The 21277-nt window shown below is 52.2% G+C and carries 21 protein-coding genes; 10 read left to right on the top strand and 11 right to left on the bottom strand.

The genetic code is table 11. The annotated features are described in order from the left end of the window. The first annotated feature begins 216 nt into the window (after positions 1 to 216). On the top strand, positions 217 to 1590 hold the full coding sequence (gene mpl / locus FCN78_RS11500) for a UDP-N-acetylmuramate:L-alanyl-gamma-D-glutamyl-meso-diaminopimelate ligase (protein WP_077599734.1): 1374 nt from the start codon (positions 217 to 219) through the stop codon (positions 1588 to 1590). Beyond that, positions 1580 to 2200, top strand: coding sequence for a flavin prenyltransferase UbiX (locus tag FCN78_RS11495; protein WP_069361670.1), 621 nt, complete (start codon positions 1580 to 1582; stop codon positions 2198 to 2200). Before mpl ends, FCN78_RS11495 begins: the two co-directional genes overlap by 11 nt. A gap of 40 nt (positions 2201 to 2240) precedes the next feature. Here FCN78_RS11495 and FCN78_RS11490 read toward each other — a convergent pair whose 3' ends face one another. The 3 genes from FCN78_RS11490 to argR all read right to left on the bottom strand — a co-directional run bounded on the left by FCN78_RS11490 (position 2241) and on the right by argR (position 6065). After that, positions 2241 to 2672: a universal stress protein gene (locus FCN78_RS11490; protein WP_069361671.1), complete on the bottom strand. Its 432-nt coding sequence runs from the start codon at positions 2670 to 2672 to the stop codon at positions 2241 to 2243. A gap of 59 nt (positions 2673 to 2731) precedes the next feature. Further along, positions 2732 to 5302 carry a TRAP transporter permease gene (locus tag FCN78_RS11485; protein WP_069361672.1) on the bottom strand — a complete coding sequence of 857 codons (2571 nt, stop codon included), beginning with the start codon at positions 5300 to 5302 and terminating at the stop codon, positions 2732 to 2734. A 292-nt stretch (positions 5303 to 5594) separates the two neighbouring features. After that, positions 5595 to 6065: a transcriptional regulator ArgR gene (gene argR / locus FCN78_RS11480; protein WP_046074289.1), complete on the bottom strand. Its 471-nt coding sequence runs from the start codon at positions 6063 to 6065 to the stop codon at positions 5595 to 5597. 306 nt (positions 6066 to 6371) lie between these two features. Between argR and mdh the strand changes: the two genes are divergently transcribed. After that, complete coding sequence (gene mdh, locus FCN78_RS11475) at positions 6372 to 7310, top strand: malate dehydrogenase (RefSeq protein WP_069361673.1); 939 nt, start codon at positions 6372 to 6374, stop codon at positions 7308 to 7310. 74 nt (positions 7311 to 7384) lie between these two features. Here the strand turns inward: mdh and ispB are convergent, their stop codons facing one another. Beyond that, positions 7385 to 8356 carry an octaprenyl diphosphate synthase gene (ispB, locus tag FCN78_RS11470; RefSeq protein WP_069361674.1) on the bottom strand — a complete coding sequence of 324 codons (972 nt, stop codon included), beginning with the start codon at positions 8354 to 8356 and terminating at the stop codon, positions 7385 to 7387. A 367-nt stretch (positions 8357 to 8723) separates the two neighbouring features. Here ispB and rplU point away from each other — a divergent pair, with 367 nt between their 5' ends. From rplU to folA, 6 genes are all read left to right on the top strand, one after another. After that, a complete protein-coding gene (gene rplU, locus FCN78_RS11465; RefSeq protein WP_046074286.1) occupies positions 8724 to 9035 on the top strand; it encodes a 50S ribosomal protein L21 in 312 nt (103 codons plus the stop codon). An 18-nt stretch (positions 9036 to 9053) separates the two neighbouring features. Further along, positions 9054 to 9311 carry a 50S ribosomal protein L27 gene (rpmA, locus tag FCN78_RS11460; protein ID WP_069361675.1) on the top strand — a complete coding sequence of 86 codons (258 nt, stop codon included), beginning with the start codon at positions 9054 to 9056 and terminating at the stop codon, positions 9309 to 9311. 217 nt (positions 9312 to 9528) lie between these two features. Further along, complete coding sequence (gene cgtA, locus FCN78_RS11455; RefSeq protein ID WP_069361676.1) at positions 9529 to 10689, top strand: Obg family GTPase CgtA; 1161 nt, start codon at positions 9529 to 9531, stop codon at positions 10687 to 10689. Between the two features lie 146 nt (positions 10690 to 10835). Beyond that, on the top strand, positions 10836 to 11615 hold the full coding sequence (locus FCN78_RS11450) for a threonine/serine exporter family protein (RefSeq protein WP_069361677.1): 780 nt from the start codon (positions 10836 to 10838) through the stop codon (positions 11613 to 11615). After that, positions 11612 to 12076 carry a threonine/serine exporter family protein gene (locus FCN78_RS11445; RefSeq protein WP_069361678.1) on the top strand — a complete coding sequence of 155 codons (465 nt, stop codon included), beginning with the start codon at positions 11612 to 11614 and terminating at the stop codon, positions 12074 to 12076. Before FCN78_RS11450 ends, FCN78_RS11445 begins: the two co-directional genes overlap by 4 nt. Before the next feature lie 17 nt (positions 12077 to 12093). After that, complete coding sequence (gene folA, locus FCN78_RS11440; protein ID WP_069361679.1) at positions 12094 to 12576, top strand: type 3 dihydrofolate reductase; 483 nt, start codon at positions 12094 to 12096, stop codon at positions 12574 to 12576. Here folA and apaH read toward each other — a convergent pair. The 6 genes from apaH to lptD are packed head-to-tail and all read right to left on the bottom strand — an operon-like array spanning position 12573 to position 19267. Continuing rightward, positions 12573 to 13400 carry a bis(5'-nucleosyl)-tetraphosphatase (symmetrical) ApaH gene (gene apaH / locus FCN78_RS11435; RefSeq protein ID WP_069361680.1) on the bottom strand — a complete coding sequence of 276 codons (828 nt, stop codon included), beginning with the start codon at positions 13398 to 13400 and terminating at the stop codon, positions 12573 to 12575. The two genes, folA and apaH, sit on opposite strands and share 4 nt — an antisense overlap. 17 nt (positions 13401 to 13417) lie before the next feature. After that, entirely contained in the window at positions 13418 to 13801 is a 384-nt protein-coding gene (apaG, locus tag FCN78_RS11430) for a Co2+/Mg2+ efflux protein ApaG (RefSeq protein ID WP_069361681.1), read from the bottom strand. Positions 13802 to 13815: 14 nt separating this feature from the next. Next, a complete protein-coding gene (gene rsmA / locus FCN78_RS11425) occupies positions 13816 to 14622 on the bottom strand; it encodes a 16S rRNA (adenine(1518)-N(6)/adenine(1519)-N(6))-dimethyltransferase RsmA (RefSeq protein ID WP_069361682.1) in 807 nt (268 codons plus the stop codon). After that, the gene (pdxA, locus tag FCN78_RS11420) at positions 14612 to 15604 is read right to left on the bottom strand and encodes a 4-hydroxythreonine-4-phosphate dehydrogenase PdxA (protein WP_069361683.1); all 993 of its coding nucleotides are present in this window, start codon (positions 15602 to 15604) and stop codon (positions 14612 to 14614) included. The genes rsmA and pdxA overlap by 11 nt, the downstream gene beginning before the upstream one ends. Continuing rightward, positions 15594 to 16889 (bottom strand): peptidylprolyl isomerase SurA, encoded by a 1296-nt coding sequence (gene surA / locus FCN78_RS11415; RefSeq protein WP_077659297.1) that lies wholly within the window; start codon positions 16887 to 16889, stop codon positions 15594 to 15596. The genes pdxA and surA overlap by 11 nt, the downstream gene beginning before the upstream one ends. Positions 16890 to 16942: 53 nt before the next feature. Next, positions 16943 to 19267 (bottom strand): LPS assembly protein LptD, encoded by a 2325-nt coding sequence (gene lptD, locus FCN78_RS11410; RefSeq protein ID WP_077458136.1) that lies wholly within the window; start codon positions 19265 to 19267, stop codon positions 16943 to 16945. A 154-nt stretch (positions 19268 to 19421) separates the two neighbouring features. On the opposite strand from lptD, the gene djlA reads away from it, so the two are divergent. After that, entirely contained in the window at positions 19422 to 20243 is an 822-nt protein-coding gene (gene djlA / locus FCN78_RS11405; protein WP_069361686.1) for a co-chaperone DjlA, read from the top strand. Positions 20244 to 20255: 12 nt separating this feature from the next. Here djlA and FCN78_RS11400 read toward each other — a convergent pair whose 3' ends face one another. Beyond that, positions 20256 to 21227, bottom strand: a complete 972-nt coding sequence (locus FCN78_RS11400) for a D-2-hydroxyacid dehydrogenase (RefSeq protein WP_077659296.1) — start codon at positions 21225 to 21227, stop codon at positions 20256 to 20258. Positions 21228 to 21277 lie beyond the last annotated feature (50 nt).

The following is a 21277-nucleotide window of genomic DNA, read 5'->3' as shown; positions in this document are numbered from 1 at the left end:
TCGGATACATGGGCAGTGAGCTGCCTCTTGGAATCGCCGCTATTCTAGCTTTCGTGACTTTTTAATCGTACTGAAGAAATGAATCAGGCCAGGGAAGTGTGATCGCGACATAAAAACCATGTCAGATGCGCGCAAGCGATAAGACCCAAGCGTTAATCCAAGGCATAATAACCGCCTGCGCCAAACGACAGGGCAATCAACAATACAGTGAAGGCTATGCATATTCATATTTTAGGCATCTGCGGGACTTTTATGGGTGGCGCAGCCATGCTGGCAAAACAACTGGGGCATAGGGTGACGGGCTCTGACAGCCATGTTTACCCCCCGATGAGCACGCTACTTGAGTCTCAGGGAATCGATATTATCGAAGGCTATGATCCTGTCCAGCTATCACCTGCACCTGACTTGGTGGTGATTGGCAATGCTATGAGCCGTGGTAACCCTTGTGTCGAGGCGGTCCTCAATCAAGGCTTGCCGTATACGTCAGGCCCGCAATGGTTGCATGATTTTCTCCTGCAAGACCGCTGGGTGCTGGCGGTATCTGGCACCCATGGAAAGACCACCACCGCCAGTATGCTGGCGTGGATTTTAGAAGACTGTGGCTACGCCCCCGGCTTTTTGATTGGTGGGGTAGCGAGTAACTTTAACGCATCGGCGCGATTAGGCGATAGCCCGTTTTTTGTGGTGGAAGCGGATGAATATGACAGTGCGTTTTTCGATAAGCGCTCTAAGTTTATCCACTACCAACCGAAAACCTTGGTGATCAATAACCTTGAGTTCGATCACGCCGATATTTTTGATGATCTGGCGGCGATTAAGAAACAATTTCACCATGTGGTGCGTACCGTGCCGGGGATTGGGCAAATTATTGCGCCCTCAGACGACACCAATGTCACGGACACGTTGGCGATGGGCTGTTGGAGTGAGTGTGTGTACGCCGGGCCGGATGGCCAGTGGCAGAGCATGAAAAAAGACCCGGCTGGCAGTCAATTTGACGTGTACTTTGCCGGTGAACTCGTGGGGACGGTGAGCTGGGATTTAGTCGGTGATCACAACGTGCGTAATGCGTTGATGGCCATCGCGGCAGCGCGTCATGTGGGGGTGACACCTGATTTGGCCTGCCAATCGCTCGAGACATTTATCAATACCAAGCGACGTCTAGAGTGGCGCGGCGAGCAAGCCGGTGTCACTGTGTATGACGATTTTGCCCACCACCCGACGGCGATTCGCCTGACCCTTGAGGGGTTGCGCGCGAAAGTGGGTAATGGCCGCATTGTCGCTGTGCTCGAGCCACGCTCTAATACCATGAAGCAAGGGGTTCACAAGGATACACTAGCGGCGTCGTTGGCCCGTGCGGACACGGTGTTCTTATATCAACCGCAAGGGCTAGATTGGTCGCTTGAAGCGGTGGTGGACAACTGCACGCAGCCGGCGCATAGACATGACGATATTGATGCACTGGTAACTGCCCTGACTGAGCACGCCCAAGCAGGCGATACCGTGTTGGTGATGAGCAACGGCGGCTTTGGTGGTATTCATGACAAGCTGCTAACAGCTCTGGCGAGTAAGGAGGCGGTTTATGGCGGATAAACGAATAACCTTGGCGTGGACAGGCGCATCCGGTGCGCCCTACGGTCTACGTTTGCTCGAGTGCTTGCTCGCACAAGATTATCAGGTTTTCTTATTGATCTCGTCGGCCGCACGTGTGGTGTTAGCGACCGAGCATGGGCTGAAACTTCCGTCAGGCCCGCAAGCGGCACAGAAAATATTAGCCGAACATCTGCAATGTGATAGCAACAAACTGATCGTTTGTGGTAAAGAAGATTGGTTTTCGCCGGTCGCCTCGGGATCGGCAGCGCCCAAGCAAATGGTGGTGTGCCCCTGCTCGGCAGGTTCGTTATCGTCCATTGCCCATGGTTTGTCCGATAACCTTATCGAACGCGCGGCGGATGTGGTACTTAAAGAGCGCGGACAGTTGCTCTTGGTGGTGCGCGAGACCCCGTTTTCAACGCTGCATTTAGAAAACATGCACAAGCTGTCGCAGATGGGTGTCACCATTATGCCTGCCGCGCCAGGCTTTTATCACCAGCCCCAGTCGATCGATGATTTAGTGGACTTTATGGTGGCACGCATTTTAGATCACTTGGGGGCCGAACAAACCTTGGTGCCTCGCTGGGGCTATGATCAACGCCAGCGGTGAACAATGCTCAGGCACGCATCGACGTGCCTGAACCCTATGGTTAAGGTTTTAACACCATTACATGGACACTCGCGCCCTCGAGCACTTTGGCGGCAACTGAGCCCAGCATCATTTTATTGACGCGTGAACGCTTATGGCTTGGCATCACAATCAAATCGCAGCCGATGCGCTCTGCCGTTTTAATGATCCCCTTGTAGGGCTTACCTTCTTCAACCGACACCTGACAGGCCACGTTTTCGGGGACATATTTATCCGCAAATCCTTGTAAATTGCGCTTCATGTCGCGTTTCATTTTATTGGCGGCTTCTTCAGGGAAGTAAGAGGCGACCATCGAATTATGAATGCCGGGCAATACAGTGAGCAGGTGGATTTTGGCACCTGACTGGCTGGCGAGCCAAACAGCGTGATCGACCGCGGTATCTGCAAAGCTTTCGTCGTTCAAATCGACCGGAACCAAGATATGTTTATACATAGCGATATCCTTTGCACTTATAAAAGAAAGGGGCACGTGTCACACACGTCCCCCTGTTATTAGGCTTGGCGAATACGGCGGCGTTGATTCCACCCCAACAATGCTAAGAGCAAGAGAGTAGGGACAAACACCCACTCTTTCCATGGCCGGACATTATCGATAGTCACTGTTTTGATTTGCCAATCAAAATCAATCCCTGCTTTGTCAGCGTCACTACCAAATTGGATCATATCCACCAACAACTTGTCGTCTTCCTCGCGAAGCATTAAGCCTGTGTCGTTAATGCGGGCTTCACCGCTTTCAAGGCTATGATCCACCGGCAATACCACATGTTTGGAGACTTGCTCACCAAAGAAGTTTTCCCCTTCCACTTCAAGCTGCAGCGGCTTTCCTTCTGGTAGCTGCTCCGCCACACGGGTGATTTCTGTGCCTGGGAAGCTGGTAGTCGGCGGATACACTTCGTCCCACCAAAACCCTGGACGGAAAAGGGAGAAGGTAATCAATAACAATAAGGCGGTTTCCCACCATTTGTTTCTAGTCATCCACCAACCTTGTGTCGCGGCAGAGAACGCCAGCATTGCTATGGTCGCCGACACAATGGTTAAAATCAGGTGAAAGGGGCCATCGAGATCGAGCAACAACAACTGGGTGTTGAAGATAAACATAAATGGCAGGATGGCGGTGCGGATGTCGTAAGTAAAACCTTGCACACCGGTGCGGATGGGATCCGACTTAGCAATGGCCGCGGCCGCAAAGGCAGCCAACCCCACAGGGGGGGTGTCATCGGCAAGAATACCGAAATAGAACACAAATAAGTGCACCGCGATCAGTGGAATAATTAGCCCCTGCTGTGCACCTAAAGTAACAATCACTGGCGCCATCAGGGTAGAGACCACGATATAGTTGGCGGTGGTCGGTAGTCCCATCCCCAACAATAAGCTGATCACCGCGGTAAACAGCAACATCAGGAAGATGTTGCCGCCGGAGATAAACTCGACGAAGTCTGTCATCACCAAGCCGATACCGGTGAGTGTCACCGTACCTACCACGATCCCGGCCGCTGCAGTGGCGACACCGATACCGATCATGTTGCGCGCACCGGTCACAAAGGCTTCGAGCAGATCAACGCCCCCGTCACGAATTTCTTCTTTAAAGTTAGTGCGCTGGTTGAAGTAGGCAATGAGTGGGCGCTGGGTGAGAATGATAAAAATCATAAACACCGTCGCCCAAAATGCAGAGAGGCCTGGCGAGAAGCGCTCCACGGTCAAACACCATACCAGCACGCCGATTGGCAGCAGGTAGTACAAGCCCGAACGCACGGTGGGGCCGGGCTCGGGGACCTCGGATAAATCAGCCGCCGCGGGGTCTTCCGCTGCTTGCGATTTATACTGGGCGGAGTAACGCACCAACAGCACATAGGCAATCAGCGTGAGGATACCGATGACCACGGTTGCCATGGCACCAAATACGTCTTTGGTCCAGCCAATGCCGTAGTAGACCGCCGCGCTGAGCACCAACAAGCCAACAAACACCGTCATAAACGAGAACAGTTTTTGCAGTACCGTGCTGGTATGACGGCGTGGTAAGCCTTCCATGCCAGCTTTACAGGCTTCTAAGTGCACGATGTAAATCAGCGCAATATAAGAAATCAGTGCGGGAAGTAGCGCGGCTTTAATCACCTCGACGTAGGAAATGCCCACGTATTCCACCATCAAGAATGCCGCTGCCCCCATAATCGGTGGGGTGAGCTGGCCATTAGTCGAGGCGGCCACTTCCACCGCCCCGGCTTTATGACTTGGGAAGCCCACGCGTTTCATCAAGGGAATGGTAAAGGTCCCGGTAGTCACTACGTTGGCAATCGAAGAACCCGAGACCAAACCGGACAGGCCGGACGCGACCACCGCGGCTTTGGCGGGGCCACCGCGCATGTGACCGAGTAGTGAGAAGGCCACTTTAATGAAGTAGCCGCCGGCACCGGCGCGGTCGAGCAAGGCACCGAACAGGACAAACAGGAATACAAACGAGGTAGAGACGCCCAGTGCCACCCCGAAGACGCCTTCAGTAGTCAGCCACAAGTGTGACATGGCTTTGTTCAAGCTCGCGCCTTTGTGAGCGATGACGTCCGGCATGTAGGGGCCGGCAAAGGTATAGAGTAAGAACACACCTGCCACCACCATTAGCGGTGGGCCAAGGGCGCGGCGTGTTGCCTCAAGCATCAGAATCATACCGATGGCGGCAACCGTAATATCGAACGAGGTATAAGCGCCAGCACGGTCTGCAAGTTGGTTATAAAAAAGGAAGAGGTAACCGGCGGCTAAACTACCCGCTAGTGCAAATACCCAATCGAGTAATGGCACCCGATCTCGGGGTGAAGTCTTACGCGCGGGGTAGGCGGTGTAGGCCAAAAACATCGCGAACGCCAAATGGAGCGAGCGAGCTTCGGTATTATTGAGTACGCCAAAGTCGAGCGCGAAAGGTAGCGGCGACGCATACCAAAGCTGAAACAGGGACCAGCAAAGTGGTACCAGCCAAAGAATACGTCCTGATAGTCCATCCGGTGAGCGTGCGCCAGTATCTGCTTGCGCCACCATGTCTTGCACATCAGGAGACGATTGATGTGTCTTCGTCATGCAGTTTGTCCTTATTATCATATGCACCGCTGATGCGGCTACAGTGTCCCGAGAAATGCATACCCGGCTGCGTCACTATCTATGAGCGACTCGCCTGTCTGCAGCCCACTGCTACGCTCGCAGTCTCACTGACGTTTAACGAAAACGTGAACAGTGTGTGGCAGCTAAAAGCAGATAGTAACAGAGGGGTATCAAAAAATTAAAACGATGTTATCGCTTTTACTTTCGTTGCAATGACTCAAAAGTGAGATAAGGCAGGTAGGCAGCGGCTTCGCGCTGCCTGATAGGGTAATCAATAATGATATTCAAACAGATCGCATACCGCCTCAAATAAGGCTTCTGTGCTGGTACCGCGGGTGGGCGTGATAAAGATGGTGTCGTCTCCGGCCACGGCACCCAGGATGCCTTCGGCCTTGCCCAATGAGTCGAGAAGCCGTGCGATAAGCTGCGCGGCCCCTGGCCCGGTATGGATCACCACAACAGCCTCATTATAGTCGATCTCCATCACCAGCTCGCGCAAGGCGCTGCCGGTGGTGGGGACACCGAGTTCGATCGGTAAGCAATAGACCATTTCCATTTTGGCGTTGCGGGTACGCACTGCGCCGAATTTGGTCAACATGCGTGATACTTTCGACTGGTTGATGCCCTCAAATCCTTGAGCACGTAGGGCTTCGACAATCTCACCCTGAGAACTGAACTTTTCTTCTTTGAGGATCGCTTTAAACGCTCGAACCAATTGGTCTTGTTTTTCTGAGTTACGCATGACGGCAGACTCGCAATGACAAACGAGTGGCTATTTTGCATATACATGCAACGAGGGGCAATCACTGAGGGTGTAAAATGGCGACAATATCACTGTTGCTGATCAGACACCCCGCGACAACGAAAGGGTGGGGGAAAGGGAGAGCGAAAAAATGAGAGCTTAGGCTGATCATCACCGCCTGAGGCTTGAGTGGGGGTAGGGGCGGGCATATGATGAAGCAACAGTTCGCACCATTGATGGGCGACTTGTGCCCGAACAGAAGCCGGACCGGATCCGGACTATAAGAAATATCGAAAGGAGAACGACATGAAAGTTGCTGTGATTGGCGCCGCGGGAGGCATTGGTCAGGCTCTAGCCCTACTGCTAAAAAACAATTTACCAGCCGGTTCCGACCTGGCCTTGTACGATATCGCTCCTGTTACGCCAGGTGTAGCGGTTGACTTGAGTCACATCCCCACGCCGGTCACCATCAAAGGCTATAGCGGCGAAGATCCAACGCCAGCACTTGATGGGGCTGATGTGGTGTTAATCTCTGCAGGGGTGGCTCGTAAGCCGGGTATGGATCGCTCTGATTTGTTCAATGTGAACGCGGGCATTGTGAAATCATTGGCGGAAAAGATTGCTGATGTGTGTCCAAAAGCCTGCGTAGGTATTATCACTAACCCGGTTAATACCACGGTGGCGATTGCCGCCGATGTGCTGAAAGCCAAGGGCGTTTACGATAAAAATAAACTGTTTGGCGTGACCACGCTGGATGTGATCCGCTCAGAAGCCTTTATCGGTGAGCTGAAAGGGATGGATCCACGCGAAGTGTCTATTCCTGTTGTCGGTGGCCACTCAGGCGTGACGATTCTGCCGCTATTGTCACAAGTAAAAGGCGTGACATTTAGCCAAGAAGAGGTTGAAGCCTTGACACCGCGCATTCAAAACGCTGGCACTGAAGTGGTTGAAGCTAAAGCCGGTGGTGGCTCCGCAACCTTGTCAATGGGTCAGGCAGCATGTCGCTTTGGCCTCTCGCTGGTGCGCGCCCTGCAAGGTGAATCAAACGTGGTGGAATGTGCGTATGTTGAAGGCGACGGTCAGCACGCCCGCTTCTTCGCTCAACCGGTACGTCTGGGTAAAGAGGGAGTCGACGAGATCCTCAGCATCGGTGAGCTAAGTGCTTATGAGCAACAAGCGATGGACAAGATGCTGGAAACGCTGCGTAAAGATATCAAAATGGGCGAAGAGTTCGCGGCCAAATAGTAGGCATTCGACTCTCGCGAGGAAAGCGGCGCAATAGCGCCGCTTTTTAGTTTGGCTGAGGGGCTTAAATTGCGTTAGGTGTTGCGGTCAACCGCTAAATGCGCCAATGCCACTAAGGCGTGTTTATACGGGGTTTCTGGCAATATATCGAGCGCACGGATGGCTTTTTCTGATTCCTGCTCGGCACGCTCTCGGGTATACGCCAGTGAGCCGCAGGCGTCCATACAGGCCAAAATCGCCTCGAGTTTATCGCGGCCATTGCCTTTTTCGATGGCGGTACGAATCATCGCCGCTTCTTCCTCAGAGCCGTGTTGCATCGCGTGCAGCAAAGGTAGCGTCGGTTTGCCTTCTGCCAAATCATCACCCGTTTGCTTGCCCATTTCATTGTCAGCACTGGTGTAGTCAATCACATCATCAATTAACTGGAACGCCGTTCCAAGATATCGGCCATAGTCTTGGAGGGCTTTCTCCGTGTCTGCGTCTGCCTCGTTAAGAATCGCGCCAATCTGAGTGGCTGACTCAAACAAACGCGCGGTTTTAGAGTAGATGACCTGCATATAACTGGTTTCTGTGGTATCAGGGTCGTTACAATTCATCAATTGCAGCACTTCCCCTTCAGCAATCACATTGGTAGCCTCACTCATTAAATCCAGAATGCGTAACGAGCGTAGGCTGGTCATCATTTGAAACGAGCGGGTGTAAATGTAATCACCGACTAACACACTGGCCGCATTACCAAACAAGGCATTGGCGGTTGCATTGCCACGGCGCAAGTCCGATTCATCGACCACGTCATCATGGAGCAAGGTGGCGGTATGAATGAATTCAATAAACGCGGCGGCGGTGGTGTGTTTGTCACCGTGATAACCAAGTGCACGCGCCGCTAATACAGCGAGCATCGGGCGCAGTCGTTTGCCACCGCTGTTAACGATGTAAAAGCCGAGCTGATTGATTAGCGCGACATCAGAGTTTAACTGGGCGAGGATCTTTTGGTCGACCTGCGCCATGTCATCACTAATTAAGGCTTGGATTGATTTGAAATCCATGAATATATCCGGGCGTTGTCCTAGTTACTTGCCTGCCGAGCTAACGAAATAAATCACAACTCACTAGCAGCAAGAGGCGAAATATTGCACGTTAATACGTTCAGAATGGCGTGAAACATTCGTCAGTATCGGCACCAGAGCGGGTATTTAGCTTGGCATAGTACACCAGATGACAGGCGACGAGATAGCGCTCGCACAGGGAAAATGTGTGGGAATTAATGCTGAGCACCTTTTCACCAATTTTCTTGCTTTCCCCTCTTGCCTCAAATCAATTTCTGCCGTAGAATTCGCGCCCTATTGATGAATTATATGCGCACCCCTTGTTGCTCAATATTGCAGCAGGCCGTGCGGAAATGCGGAGTAAAACATGTACGCAGTTTTCCAAAGTGGTGGTAAGCAACACCGAGTAAGCGAAGGCCAGACTATTCGCTTGGAAAAGCTAGACGTTGAAACTGGCGCAAGTGTAGAACTTGACAAAGTATTGCTAGTGGCAAACGGCGAAGACGTTAAAGTTGGCGCGCCTTTTGTTAGCGGTGCAAAAGTAACAGCAGAAGTTGTTACTCACGGTCGCGGCGATAAAGTGAATATCGTTAAGTTCCGTCGTCGTAAACATTCTCGCAAGCACATGGGCCACCGTCAGTGGTTCACTGAAGTCAAAATCACTGGCATCAGCGCTTAAGAGTAGGAGAGAGAAGAGATGGCACACAAAAAAGCTGGCGGTTCTACTAAAAACGGCCGCGATTCAGAAAGTAAACGCCTAGGTGTTAAACGCTTCGGTGGTGAGTCTGTACTAGCAGGTAACATCATCGTTCGTCAACGTGGTACTAAATTCCACGCAGGCACTAACGTAGGTTGCGGTAAAGACCACACTCTATTCGCTCTGTCTGATGGCAAAGTGAAATTTGAGACCAAAGGTCGTCATAACCGTAAATTCGTTACTATCGAAGCTGAATAAGCTTCAACGCCAAGCGAATTTCTGAAGCCCTGCCTTTTGGCGGGGCTTTTTATTGTGTCTGGTGATCACCGGTCAATGAGCGTTTGATCAGAGAGGCGCGGAAAGTCGGTCAAAGCAGAAAAATGATCCTAAGATCGATAAGATCGCCATTCACTAATCTGGGATAAGGCTAGTTGCAATAAACGTGCGTTTTAGCAATTGGTGCGGAGAAGTTAGCATGAAGTTTGTAGATGAAGCGATTATTCGCGTCGATGCCGGGGACGGGGGCAATGGGACCGTCAGCTTCCGGCGGGAAAAATATGTCCCTAAAGGGGGCCCAGATGGCGGTGATGGCGGTGATGGTGGTGATGTCTATCTGCTAGCCGACGAAAACCTCAATACCCTGATCGATTATCAGTTTGAGCGCTTTCACTCTGCAGCGCGTGGTGAAAACGGTCGCGGGGGGAACTGTACCGGTAAACGCGGTGAAGACTTGGTACTCAATGTGCCTGTTGGTACCCGGGCTGTGGATGAAGACACGGGTGAGGTGATTGCCGACTTAACCCAACATGGCATGAAAGTGATGGTAGCCAAAGGTGGGTTTCACGGCCTTGGCAATACGCGTTTCAAATCATCCGTCAACCGCGCCCCACGACAAAAAACCATGGGAACCAAAGGTGAGGTCCGTCAGCTGCGTTTGGAGTTGTTGTTGTTGGCCGATGTGGGGATGTTAGGTTTGCCGAATGCGGGTAAATCGACCTTTATTCGTGCGGTGTCGGCGGCAAAACCGAAAGTGGCTGATTATCCCTTTACCACGTTAGTGCCTAGCCTTGGGGTGGTCCGTGTCGCGGCTGACAAGAGCTTTGTGGTGGCCGATATTCCTGGTCTGATTGAAGGTGCGGCTGATGGCGCGGGACTGGGTATTCGCTTCTTGAAACATCTGGAACGCTGTCGTGTGTTGTTACACATGATTGATTTGCTGCCCGTTGATGGTACCGATCCGGTCGATAACGCGTTCACCATTATTGATGAATTGAACCAATACAGCGAAAAGCTGGCGGATAAACCGCGTTGGTTGGTATTTAACAAAGTGGATTTGATGCCAGAAGACGAGGCACAGGCGCAAATTGAGCGTGTGTTAGAAGCTCTGGCGTGGGATGACAAATACTACGCGATATCCGCGATTAACAAAGCGAACGTCCAACCGCTTATTTACGATCTGATGGCATCGATCGAGGCGCTACCTGCGCCGAAACCTGAGGTTGAGCCGGAAGATGAGACGGTGGCGTTCAAGTGGGATGATCACCACGAACAGCAGCTCAATCAAAGCGATGACGACGATGATTGGGATGATTGGAACGAAGACGACTACGACGTCGAGATCATCTACAAGCCTTAATCCTAAAAAGCCGTTACGTCTGTAGCGGCTTTTTTTATGTCCGATTTGGCGATAATCTGATCGCAACTTTATTTGTATCAAAGACCGCAGCGAGTCGGTGATGAATACTGCGAGCAGATAGGCGCAATGTAAGAGGGATTTTTAAGGTGGGAAAGCGGTTAACCGAGCCAGAGCAACGTGCTATATCGCGTTTAGTGATTGAAGTCGGGCAGCGACTATTACAGCATGGCGCGGAAAGTAAGCTGGTCAGTGATGTAAGTATTCGCTTAGGACGTGCACTAGGACTCGATAGCGTTGAGCTGGCGTTATCGGCGAGTTCTTTGGTGGTCACCACGCTCAGTCAAGGTCATTGTATCACCACCGCCAGACGTTGCCCCGATCGCGGGATCAACATGAAAGTGGTGACCGATATCCAACGCACGGTCATTTTGGCCGAGAAAGGGATCCTCGATGCTTTGGCGGTGCGCAAGCGCTTAAGTCGGATCGAGCCCTTTCGCTATCCACCTTGGCTGGTGGTGGGGATGATAGGCTTGTCATGTGCGGCTTTCAGTCGATTAGCGGGCGGCGATGCCGTGGTGTTTGCACTCACGTTTATCGCGTCTGCAACCGGCATGCGAGTGCGCCAACTGATTGCCCACCGTCACTTTAATCCGCTTCTCACTTTCGCGGTCACCGCGATGGTCACCACCTTGATATCCAGCGTGGGCACGATAATGGATTGGGGTAACGAACCCTTCCTTATCATGGCCTCATCAGTCTTAATGCTCGTCCCCGGCTATCCGTTGATAAACGCGGTATCAGATATGGTCAAAGGCTTTGTCGATATGGGGATCGCTCGTTGGACGATGGCATCCTTGCTCACCTTGGCAACAGCGCTGGGTATTGTTGGTGCCATGAGTCTTGTGGGGGCATGGGGATGGTTATGAGTTTATTGCTCGCCTTACTGGAAGATATGTTCTTTGCCATGATCCCCGCGGTGGGGTTTGCATTAGTGTTTAATGTACCGGTTAAGGCGCTCAAATACTGTGCCTATGGCGGTGCGGTCGGCCATGGTTTGCGCTTTGTGCTGATGGAATCCGGGGTCGCCATTGAATGGGCCACGCTGGCAGGCGCGACCACGATTGGCTTTTTAGGTGTGTACTGGTCGCAGCGCTTTTTGGCGCATCCTAAGGTGTTTACCGTGGCGGCAATTATCCCGATGATCCCCGGCGTTTACGCGTTTAAAGCGATGATTGCGTTGGTAACCATCAACAATCAAGGCTATAGCCCTGCTTTATGGGCGAGCCTTATTGAAAACCTGACCACCGCGGGGTTCATTCTCTCGGCACTGGCCATTGGCCTTGCGATGCCAGGGTTATTGTTTTATCGTCGCCGACCAGTGATTTGAAGAAAAGGGTACCTGTAATGCGCGTCAGTTTAGTGGCTGCGATGGCAAACGATCGAGTGATTGGCAAGAATAACCAAATGCCGTGGCATTTGCCGGCAGATTTAGCGTGGTTTAAACGTACTACTCTTGGTCATCCTGTGGTGATGGGGCGCAAAACCTTTGAGTCAATTGGTCGTCCGCTGCCCAAACGACCGAACATTGTGATCAGTCGCGACCCGGACTATCAGCCAGAGGGTGTCACTGTCGTGCGCTCGCCAGAACAAGCGCTTAAAACCGTGGCCGAGTATGAGGAGGTCATGGTGATTGGTGGCGGTACCATTTATCAGGCATTTTTGCCCCGTGCTGACCGCTTGTATCTTACCTTTATTGATCTTGACGTCGACGGCGATACCCGCTTCCCGCAGTGGGGAGAAGGGTGGAAGAAAACAGAGGTCGGCTCACATCCAGTGGATGATAAAAACGCCCACCCCATCACTTTTACTGTCTGGGATCGTGCCTAAGTAGCGCTATTTTCTGCCGCTAACGTAAAGCAGGCTTTATCTTCCCAACGAAGGAGCGTGAGCTTGCCGCCCCATACGCACCCAGTATCTAGCCCATAAAGCTTGGGCTGGATGGTGCCATTTAACGCCGCCCAATGGCCAAACACCACCGACTGATCAAGCGGCTGGCGCGCTGGCACCTCAAACCAAGGCAATAAACCGCTGTCAGCCGCTTGGCTAGGTGGCAGCTTGCATTGCATGTCCAGGCGACCATCTGGGAAACAAAAACGCATGCGGGTAAAGCTATTGATGATATAGCGATAACGGTCAAGGCCGCTCAGTGATGGATCCCACTGATCGGGGCTGTCGGCATACATGTTTTCCAGCAACCAGCGCTGCTCGTTACTGCGCAGTATCGCCTCTACCTCATTGGCACAGGTGACAGCGGTCTTTTTGTCCCACTGCGGGCTGATGCCTGCATGGGCCAGCAAAAAGCCACCGTCTGGCGCGGCGACATCCATCAGGAGCGGCTGCTGAGACAACCAGCCGAGGAGTTGCTCCCGATCTGGCGCATCAAGAATAGACTGAGTATTGTCTTTGCCTTTAATCGGTTTTATGCCATGGGCAACGGCCAGCAAGTGCAAGTCGTGGTTACCCAAGACGACGCGCGCCGCGTCCCCGAGCTGATAAAAGAAACGTAACACGTTGAGGGAGTCGGGGCCGCGTGCGACCAAATCCCCAACCGAGTACAAGATGTCTTTATCTGGGGAAAAATCGACCTGAGTGAGAAGCGCACGTAATGTGCGCTCACAACCATGGATATCCCCGACAAGATAGGTCGCCATATGCCTCCCTGTTGGGATTAGTGGAGAATGTTTGGCAGCGCGAGACGAAACGGTGCAATATCGACCTTAAACGACTGATCGTCTTGATCTTGCATGGTATAAAAACCTTGCATTACACCCACAGGCGTCTCGATGATGGTGCCACTGGTGTAGGTGTATTTTTCCCCCGCGGCAATCTTGGGTTGCTCGCCGACAACGCCTTCTCCTTCTATTTCTAGCTCTTTACCATTGGCATCGGTAATGAGCCATTTTCTGCGCATGAGTTGCGCAGGGGCATCGCCGCGGTTTTCAATGGTGACCGTGTATGAGAAGACAAAGCGCTCATTGTCAGGCTCAGATTGGTCTTCCACATATTGTGTCGCGACGTGAATCTCGAATTGCGATTGTTCGGTGGCTTGCAAATCAAGGCTCCTGTTTATGATGAGTGATTGGCATCTAACCAGTTGGCCAAGCTGGAGAACTGCGCCAAGGTCATGTGCTCAGGACGTAAGCTAGGGTCGATACCAAGCTCGGTCAATGTATCGACACTAACCAATGATTTAAAACAGTTACGTATGGTTTTACGGCGTTGATTAAAACCTTCACGACACACGCGCTCTAACCATGACAAATTGGTGACTGGATGTGGCAAGGTTTTGTGTGGCACTAAGCGCACAACCGCGGAGTCCACTTTCGGTGCCGGCTTAAAGGCACTCGGTGGCACCTCCAATACCGGGATCACTTGGCAGTAGTATTGTGCCATGACGGTAAGACGTCCATAGGCTTTGGTGCCAGGACCAGCGGCGAGACGATTCACCACCTCTTTTTGCAACATAAAGTGCATATCTTGCACTTGGTCGGCAAAAGAGAACAAATGGAACATTAACGGCGTAGAGACATTGTATGGCAGGTTACCAAAAATCCGTAGCGGGCCTTGCTTGGCAAGCTCGGCAAAATCAAAGGCCATCGCATCGGCTTCATGCACCGTGAGTTTACGGCCCATGAAAGGATGACTGCGCAAGCGCGCGGCAAGATCCCGGTCAAGCTCTACCACGTTTAGGTGGTCGACCTGCTCTGTGACTGGCTCGGTGAGCGCGCCCAGGCCTGGGCCAATCTCGACTAAGTTCTCGCCGGATTGGGGGTTAATGGCTGATACAATGCCGTCAATGATGTAAGGATCATTGAGGAAGTTTTGCCCGAAACGTTTTCTGGCACGGTGGCCTTGATGGACTTTATCGCTCATGCTTGCTATCTACTAATTCAATGGCGTGGGAGATGGCCGTCCGCAGGCTTCCTGTATCCGCCGTACCGGTACCCGCTAAATCCAGTGCGGTACCATGATCTACTGATGTTCTGACAAAAGGCAGGCCCAAGGTAATATTCACTGAGCGCCCAAATCCTTTGAATTTTAACACAGGTAAGCCTTGGTCGTGATACATCGCCAGTACAGCATCGGCATCTTGCAGGTACTTTTCTTGGAAAAGCGTATCCGCGGGTAGGGGACCGACTAAATCCATCCCTTGTTGGCGTAAATCATCGAGGGCCGGTTCAATGGTGTCGATTTCCTCTGTGCCTAAACAGCCTCCCTCTCCGGCATGAGGATTCAGGCCGCAGACATAAATACGAGGGTGTGCAATCGCAAACTTCTCGCGTAAGTCTTGATGCAAAATGCCGATAACATCGTGCAAGCGCTCACGGGTGATGGCCTTGGAGACATAGGCCAAGGGAATGTGGGTGGTGACCAAGGCGACACGTAACCCTTCAGTGGCGAGCATCATCACCACTTGATTGACATTGGCGTGCTGGGCAAAAAACTCCGTATGGCCGCTAAAAGATACCCCTGCACGGTTGATGATCCCTTTGTGAACTGGGCCGGTGACAATCGCGGCAAACTCACCGCTCATGTTTCCTTCCGCGGCGCGAGTCAGGGTATCGAGCACATAGCGGCCGTTGGCTTCATCTAATTGACCAGGGGTCACCGCCGCACCAATCGGCGTCTCTGCGACGATAAGCTCGCCCGCCTGGTGTGCTTGCGGCTCAGTGCTGGGATCATAGTCTCGTAAGCTGATAGCCAATCCTAATTGCTTGGCGCGCTCAGCCAGCATTTGCTTGTTCGCGACCGCGACAAGCTGATGAGGCCAGGCATGAAGCGCCATGGCCAAGACAAGATCAGGCCCGATGCCCGCAGGCTCTCCGGGCGTAATCGCGATACGCTCAGCTGTCATCGGTGATCACCTCGACGTAAGCCCCTGCGCGTAGCTCTTGCAGCCAGGCCTGCGCTTCTTCGTTGAACTTTCTATTGAATAGCATGCGGTAAGCGCGATTTTTCACAGCCGCATCGGTTTTATCCACTTCACGACGATCAGTGACTTCGACGATATGCCAGCCATGTACGGTTTTAAACGGTTCGCTGACTTGGCCTTCTGGCAGGGCATCAACTTTCGCCTTAAAGGCGGGTACATAGGCATCGGTGGTGGACCAACCTAGGTCGCCACCATTGACTGCCGAGCCTGGATCGTCGCTGTACTGCTTGGCGAGATCAGCAAAACTTTGCTCACCACGTCGGATTTGATCTGTTAATTGGTTGAGCTCTTTCTGCGCGCCTTTATCACTCAGCACGATCGATGGTTTGATCAGGATATGACGCGCTTTCACTTCGGTGACGGCGACAGTTTCTAGTCCTTGTACATCGTCAATTTTGAGAATATGGAAGCCAACCCCGCTTCTAAACGGCCCGATGATTGCCCCTTTACCTTGGTTGGTGATCTGGTCGGCGAAAATGGTCGGCATTTCCTCTCGGCGCAACCAGCCCCAATCACCGCCGTCTAGCGCTTTAGGGCCTTTGGAGTATTCCATCGCCAGCTCGGCGATATCACCGTCATGGCGCAGGGTGTCAACGAGACGGTGAGCTTGTTTTTTGACGCTTTCACGCTCAGCTTTGCTGGCATCGTCGTCTAATTTGAGCTGAATATGCGAAAGTTTGTATTTTACCTTTTGCATCTTTTGCTCATTTAACTGGCTGGCAAGCGTTTTGACTTCTTGCGGTAAAATACTGATTCGGCGGCGTACTTGCGCGTTACGTGCTTCGGAAATGGTAAGCTCACGACGCACTTGTTCACGGTATTGTGCCCATGCGACACCTTGCTCGGCCATTTTTTCTCGCAGGGCTTGCACACTGACAGACTGCTCCTTAGCAATGTTTTCGATTGCTTGTTGCAACTGGCTATCGTCTATCTGGATCCCTAAACGTTTGGCCTCTTGCAGTTGTAGCTCCTCGATAACCAGCCGCTCACGCATTTGCTCTTCAAGCACATCTTGTGGCGGTAATTCGCGATCGCTGTTGGCGGCATTAAGGGTAACGGTGCGACGCATCGCCGCCATATCACTTTGTAATACCACGCCGTCATTGACCACTGCGATCACGCGATCCAGCTCTTGAGGTGCCGCTTGCGTTAAGGGGGTCAGCAACACTAAAACGCCAGTGATGAGGGCGTGACTCCATTTGTTCATGCTTTGTCCACTTCTTTTCATAGGTTCAACAGTCCAGACCACAATAAAGCGGGTTAGTTCTTCAGCGCAAAAGGATTGCGATAACCCAAGGCGTTGCCTGAGTCTGTGCTGAAGTTAAAGCCGCTATCAGCCCCTAGCCCTAGGAGGCTAAATGAGAGGGTGACGTTATTGTCGTATTCTGGGTCTGTATTAATATCAGAGCGTGAGAGTAAGTACTCGTTATAGCTCAAGCCGACCACCCAACAATCAGAGCGATAGGTCAGGCTAAACTGGTTTTCTAGCATCACGTCTTGAGTGAGATCGCGCCAGTATTGGCCTTTAAAACTGAGGCCTCCCCATAGCGGGAAGCCCGTGACCACCCCGGCTTGGGACAGGCCATCATCGGTGAGTGCGCTGATATCTCGGTTCGGCAAGGTAGACTCAATATATTCTTGTGCCACATAGCGATAACTGGTTTGCGCGTAGAATTGTTGGTGGCGATACTCGGCAATCGCGTTACCAAACTGCATTTCACTGAGGTTGCTGTCATATTGCATGGATGCCCGTAAAAACAGGTAGTCATCAATATTGGCTTCCCCTTCGAGCGCCCAAGACGAATAATCGAAGGTTTCTGCGTCTTGGTTGGAGGGTTGATCAAAGTAATAAATTTGCCCGAACGACAGGTTGAGTCGCTCTTTATAACCACCGTCGTAAAAACGGGTGGTCGCCCCGTAGGTTAGCTGATTAGCCGGGTTAATATAATCAATGCTGCTAAATTGATTGCCGCGGAATAACCCATAGTAGTCGGTTTGTAAGCGTGCGGTATCGTAACCGCCGCCACTGAAGTTGACCGGGTTATAAATATCCCCTTGTTCCACGTCTTTGATGTACAAATATTGCACTTGAGGCTCAATGGTTTGGCTAAAGTGCCCCCCCATCGCCCAAAAGTTACGCTCTAGTACCACGCCGGAATGCAATCTTACGGTTGGGATTTTACGCTCCACCGATTTACTCAAGGTCGCTGTGGACTCGGCATCTGGCATGGCGTTGTCAAAGCGTTGATCGTAATGGGTGTAGAGCATGCTCGCTTCGGCCGTGGCATTAAACCAAGGACGCGTGAAGGGCATGGTCAAGGTCGGCGCCAGGTGCGTGCGCGTCGCTTCAGGTTTATTGGGGTCGTCATTAGCAAATACACTAAATTGTGCGGGGACGCTGATGTCCAACCATGGCATCACTTGCGGCGCATAGTAGTTAAAATCCACTTGCGGCATCAAACGATACACACTGGTGTTTTCTGTGAGCGGTTGAAAGTCCCGCACACGCACAGTGCTGTTCCAATCTAAGCCGCGGTAGCTGATTTCACCGGTTTGCAGCAAGGTATTGTCTTCTCGTTTACCCACGTCCGAGTCAATGTTTTGGAAGTAGGTAATGTCACTGACCTTGCTGTAATCGGCTTGATAGCGCCAGTGGCCCTGTACGCCGCTGTGTGTCCAGTTAAAGCCCCAGCGTGCGTCAAGGTCTGGGTTACGCTGGTCATCAGGCAGATATTCTGAGTACAACGAGCCTGAGCCGAGTGGGGTAAGGTAACGAACATTGGTATTGAGTTGTACGCCGCGTTCCGACATATATTTGGGCGTGATCGTGGCGTCAAGTTGCGGATGGATATTCCAATAAAATGGCGTTTCCATCTCGATACCGTCGCGATCACTCCAAGAGACCGAGGGGTATAAAAAGCCCGTCAGTCGACCGTCTTCGACCGGCACCCGCAGGTATGGCAGATAAAAAACCGGCACATTCATCACCTCAAACCGTGGATGATAAAGGTCAGCAAACAGGCTGCTATCTTCTTTTTCTATCTTAGAAGCAGAAAAACGCCAGCTTTTGTCTTCGTCCGGGCAAGTGGTATAGGTGCCATCTTCCAGTTCGTAGAAGGTGGTACCGTTTTTAAATACCCGCTTAGCTTCCCCTCGCCCTGGCGTACATAGCATCTTGTACTGGGCATTATTGAGCGTGGTGTCTTCGTTTTCTAAATTGGCTTGTAAATAGTCCGACGTCACCATCATTTGGCCGTCATTGAACACCACATCTCCTTGTGCGGTGACGATCCGTTCTGGATCGCGCAAGGTCGCGGTATCCGCGGTCATTTTACGATGGCCTTGGGTCACCTCGACATTGCCGTTGTAGATGGCTTTTTCATTGGTTTGCGCTTCAGCGCGATCGGCCACCACGCGAATGGGTGCATTGTTCACATCTTGGGTTTGCTCACTCGCTGGAATACAGCGCGCCTCGCTATCGGGGCAAGGTTCGCTGGATGTTTCCGCATTCGCAAAAACAAGGGCTGGGCCATAAAGGGCCAGGCTAATCATGGTGGCTAAAAAGCTGCGTGCAGTCGGTGACATTGAAGAAGACATTCCTGTTTTATCTGATTGCGTGGTGTACACGAAGGCAACGCATCAGTATGCTTTGGCTGCAAAATGCGATTATCATAAATCAATTTACGCCCGGCATCACCTGTAAATGTTCAGGGTGTGAAACTAGCAATGAGACCATGGCATGCGACTAAATGGCAAGGTAATTGGTGCAATTCTCGGCACATTGTTGGGAGGCCCAATCGGTTTTCTTCTTGGCCTTTTCTTAGGTCATCAGTTTGATAAAGCGAAACAGCGCGCGCGTTTCGGCGGTTTTGGTGCCCAAGGCCCGCAAGCGCAACGTGTTTTTTTCCACGGTACCTTTGCGGTGATGGGGCATATCGCCAAAGCTAAAGGGCAAGTCACTCAGGACGAAATACGTCTCGCCAGCTTATTTATGGACCGAATGCAGCTGCAAGGTGAAGCCAGGCAGTTGGCCCAGCAGGCGTTCCGTGAGGGCAAAGACAGTGACTTTCCGCTTGATGAGACCCTCAGTAGTATTCGCACCTTAAGTCAGGGGCAGCGTGATTTGTCGCGTGTCTTTTTGGAAATGCAGATACAAGCGGCGTTTGCCGATGGCGAGCTGCATCCTAAAGAGCGGGAACTACTCTATGTGATTGCTGAGAAACTGGGCTTTTCGCCGCAGCAACTGGAGCAACGGTTACGGATGCAAGAAGCCGCGTTTCGCTTCAGCCAAGGTTATCAAGGCGGCTGGCAGCATCAAACCGATGGCCCGGGCGCACCACCACGGCAAAGTGAGATTGATGATGCCTATGATGTGCTAGGGGTTGATGCCAATGCATCCTCTCAAGAAGTGAAAAAAGCGTATCGCAAGCTGATGAATGAGCACCATCCCGACAAATTGATGGCAAAAGGCTTGCCACCAGAAATGATGGAACTGGCCAAAGAAAAAGCGCAAGAGATCCAACAAGCCTACGATGTGGTGAAAAAAGCCCGCGATATGTAGCGGGCTTGTGCGCTAGTCAATCAGTGTGTGTTGCGGCGAGCCGCTTAAAAAACCATCAATGTTATCCATCAGTTGGTTGGCGAGACGGTTAACCGCTTCATCTGCGCCCCATGCGATATGGGGGGTGACCAGCAGGTTAGGCAATGATGCGGCGATCAGCGGGTGAGTATCAGGGGCCGGCTCTTTACTCAGCACATCCAATCCAGCACCGCCAATTTGTCCGCTTTCCAGTGCTTGTAGCAGAGCTTTCTCGTTGACTAAGCCACCACGTCCGGTATTGATCAATATGGCATGAGCTGGCATCAACGCCAGCGTGTCTTGGTCGATAAGATGACGGGTGTTATCGGTGAGTGGGCAATGTAAGGAGAGCACATCGGCTTGGCGTAACACGTGTTCGAAAGGCAGATAGCCAGGCCGGCATGCCTGCGCCCCTCGGTGCTCAGCAAAAACCACCTTCATGCCGACGGCGCGCGCCAGTTGTGCGACGGCCTCGCCTAATGCGCCTTTGCCAATGATCCCCAATGTACTGCCGGCCACACTGCCGATAGGATGAGTGAAAAAGCAAAACTGTCCCTGCTTTTGCCATTCACCGTTTTGTACGTCCTGGTGGTATCCGAGCAGTTGTCGCTTAAGGGCAAAAATCATGGCGACGACATGCTCAGGTACCGACTGAGTGGCGTAACCTTGTACGTTGCACACCTGTACCCCACGGGCTTGGCAGGCGGCTAAGTCGACATTGTTTACCCCGGTTGCGGCCACCGCAATCAGTTTGAGATTCGGACAGGCGGCAAGCACCGTCTCATCGATCACCACTTTGTTGGTTATGGCGATATCAGCGTGTTGTAAGCGCGCGATCACATCGCTGGGTTGCGTTTCATCGTAGGCTTGCCAGCGATGCGGATGCTGGGGCGCAGGCAGGACAATATGCGCTGGGATAGTATTGCGGTCGAGAAAGACGATATTGACGGGGTGGTGCTGAGCCATGTTGATCTCCGTGTCTCAATCCATGGCTCTAGGGTGCGAGATATCGCGAG

This window comes from Salinivibrio kushneri (assembly GCF_005280275.1).
Taxonomy (GTDB): domain Bacteria; phylum Pseudomonadota; class Gammaproteobacteria; order Enterobacterales; family Vibrionaceae; genus Salinivibrio; species Salinivibrio kushneri.
Note: the sequence above shows the minus strand (reverse complement) of the source record. Positions and strands in the feature narration are given on the sequence as shown.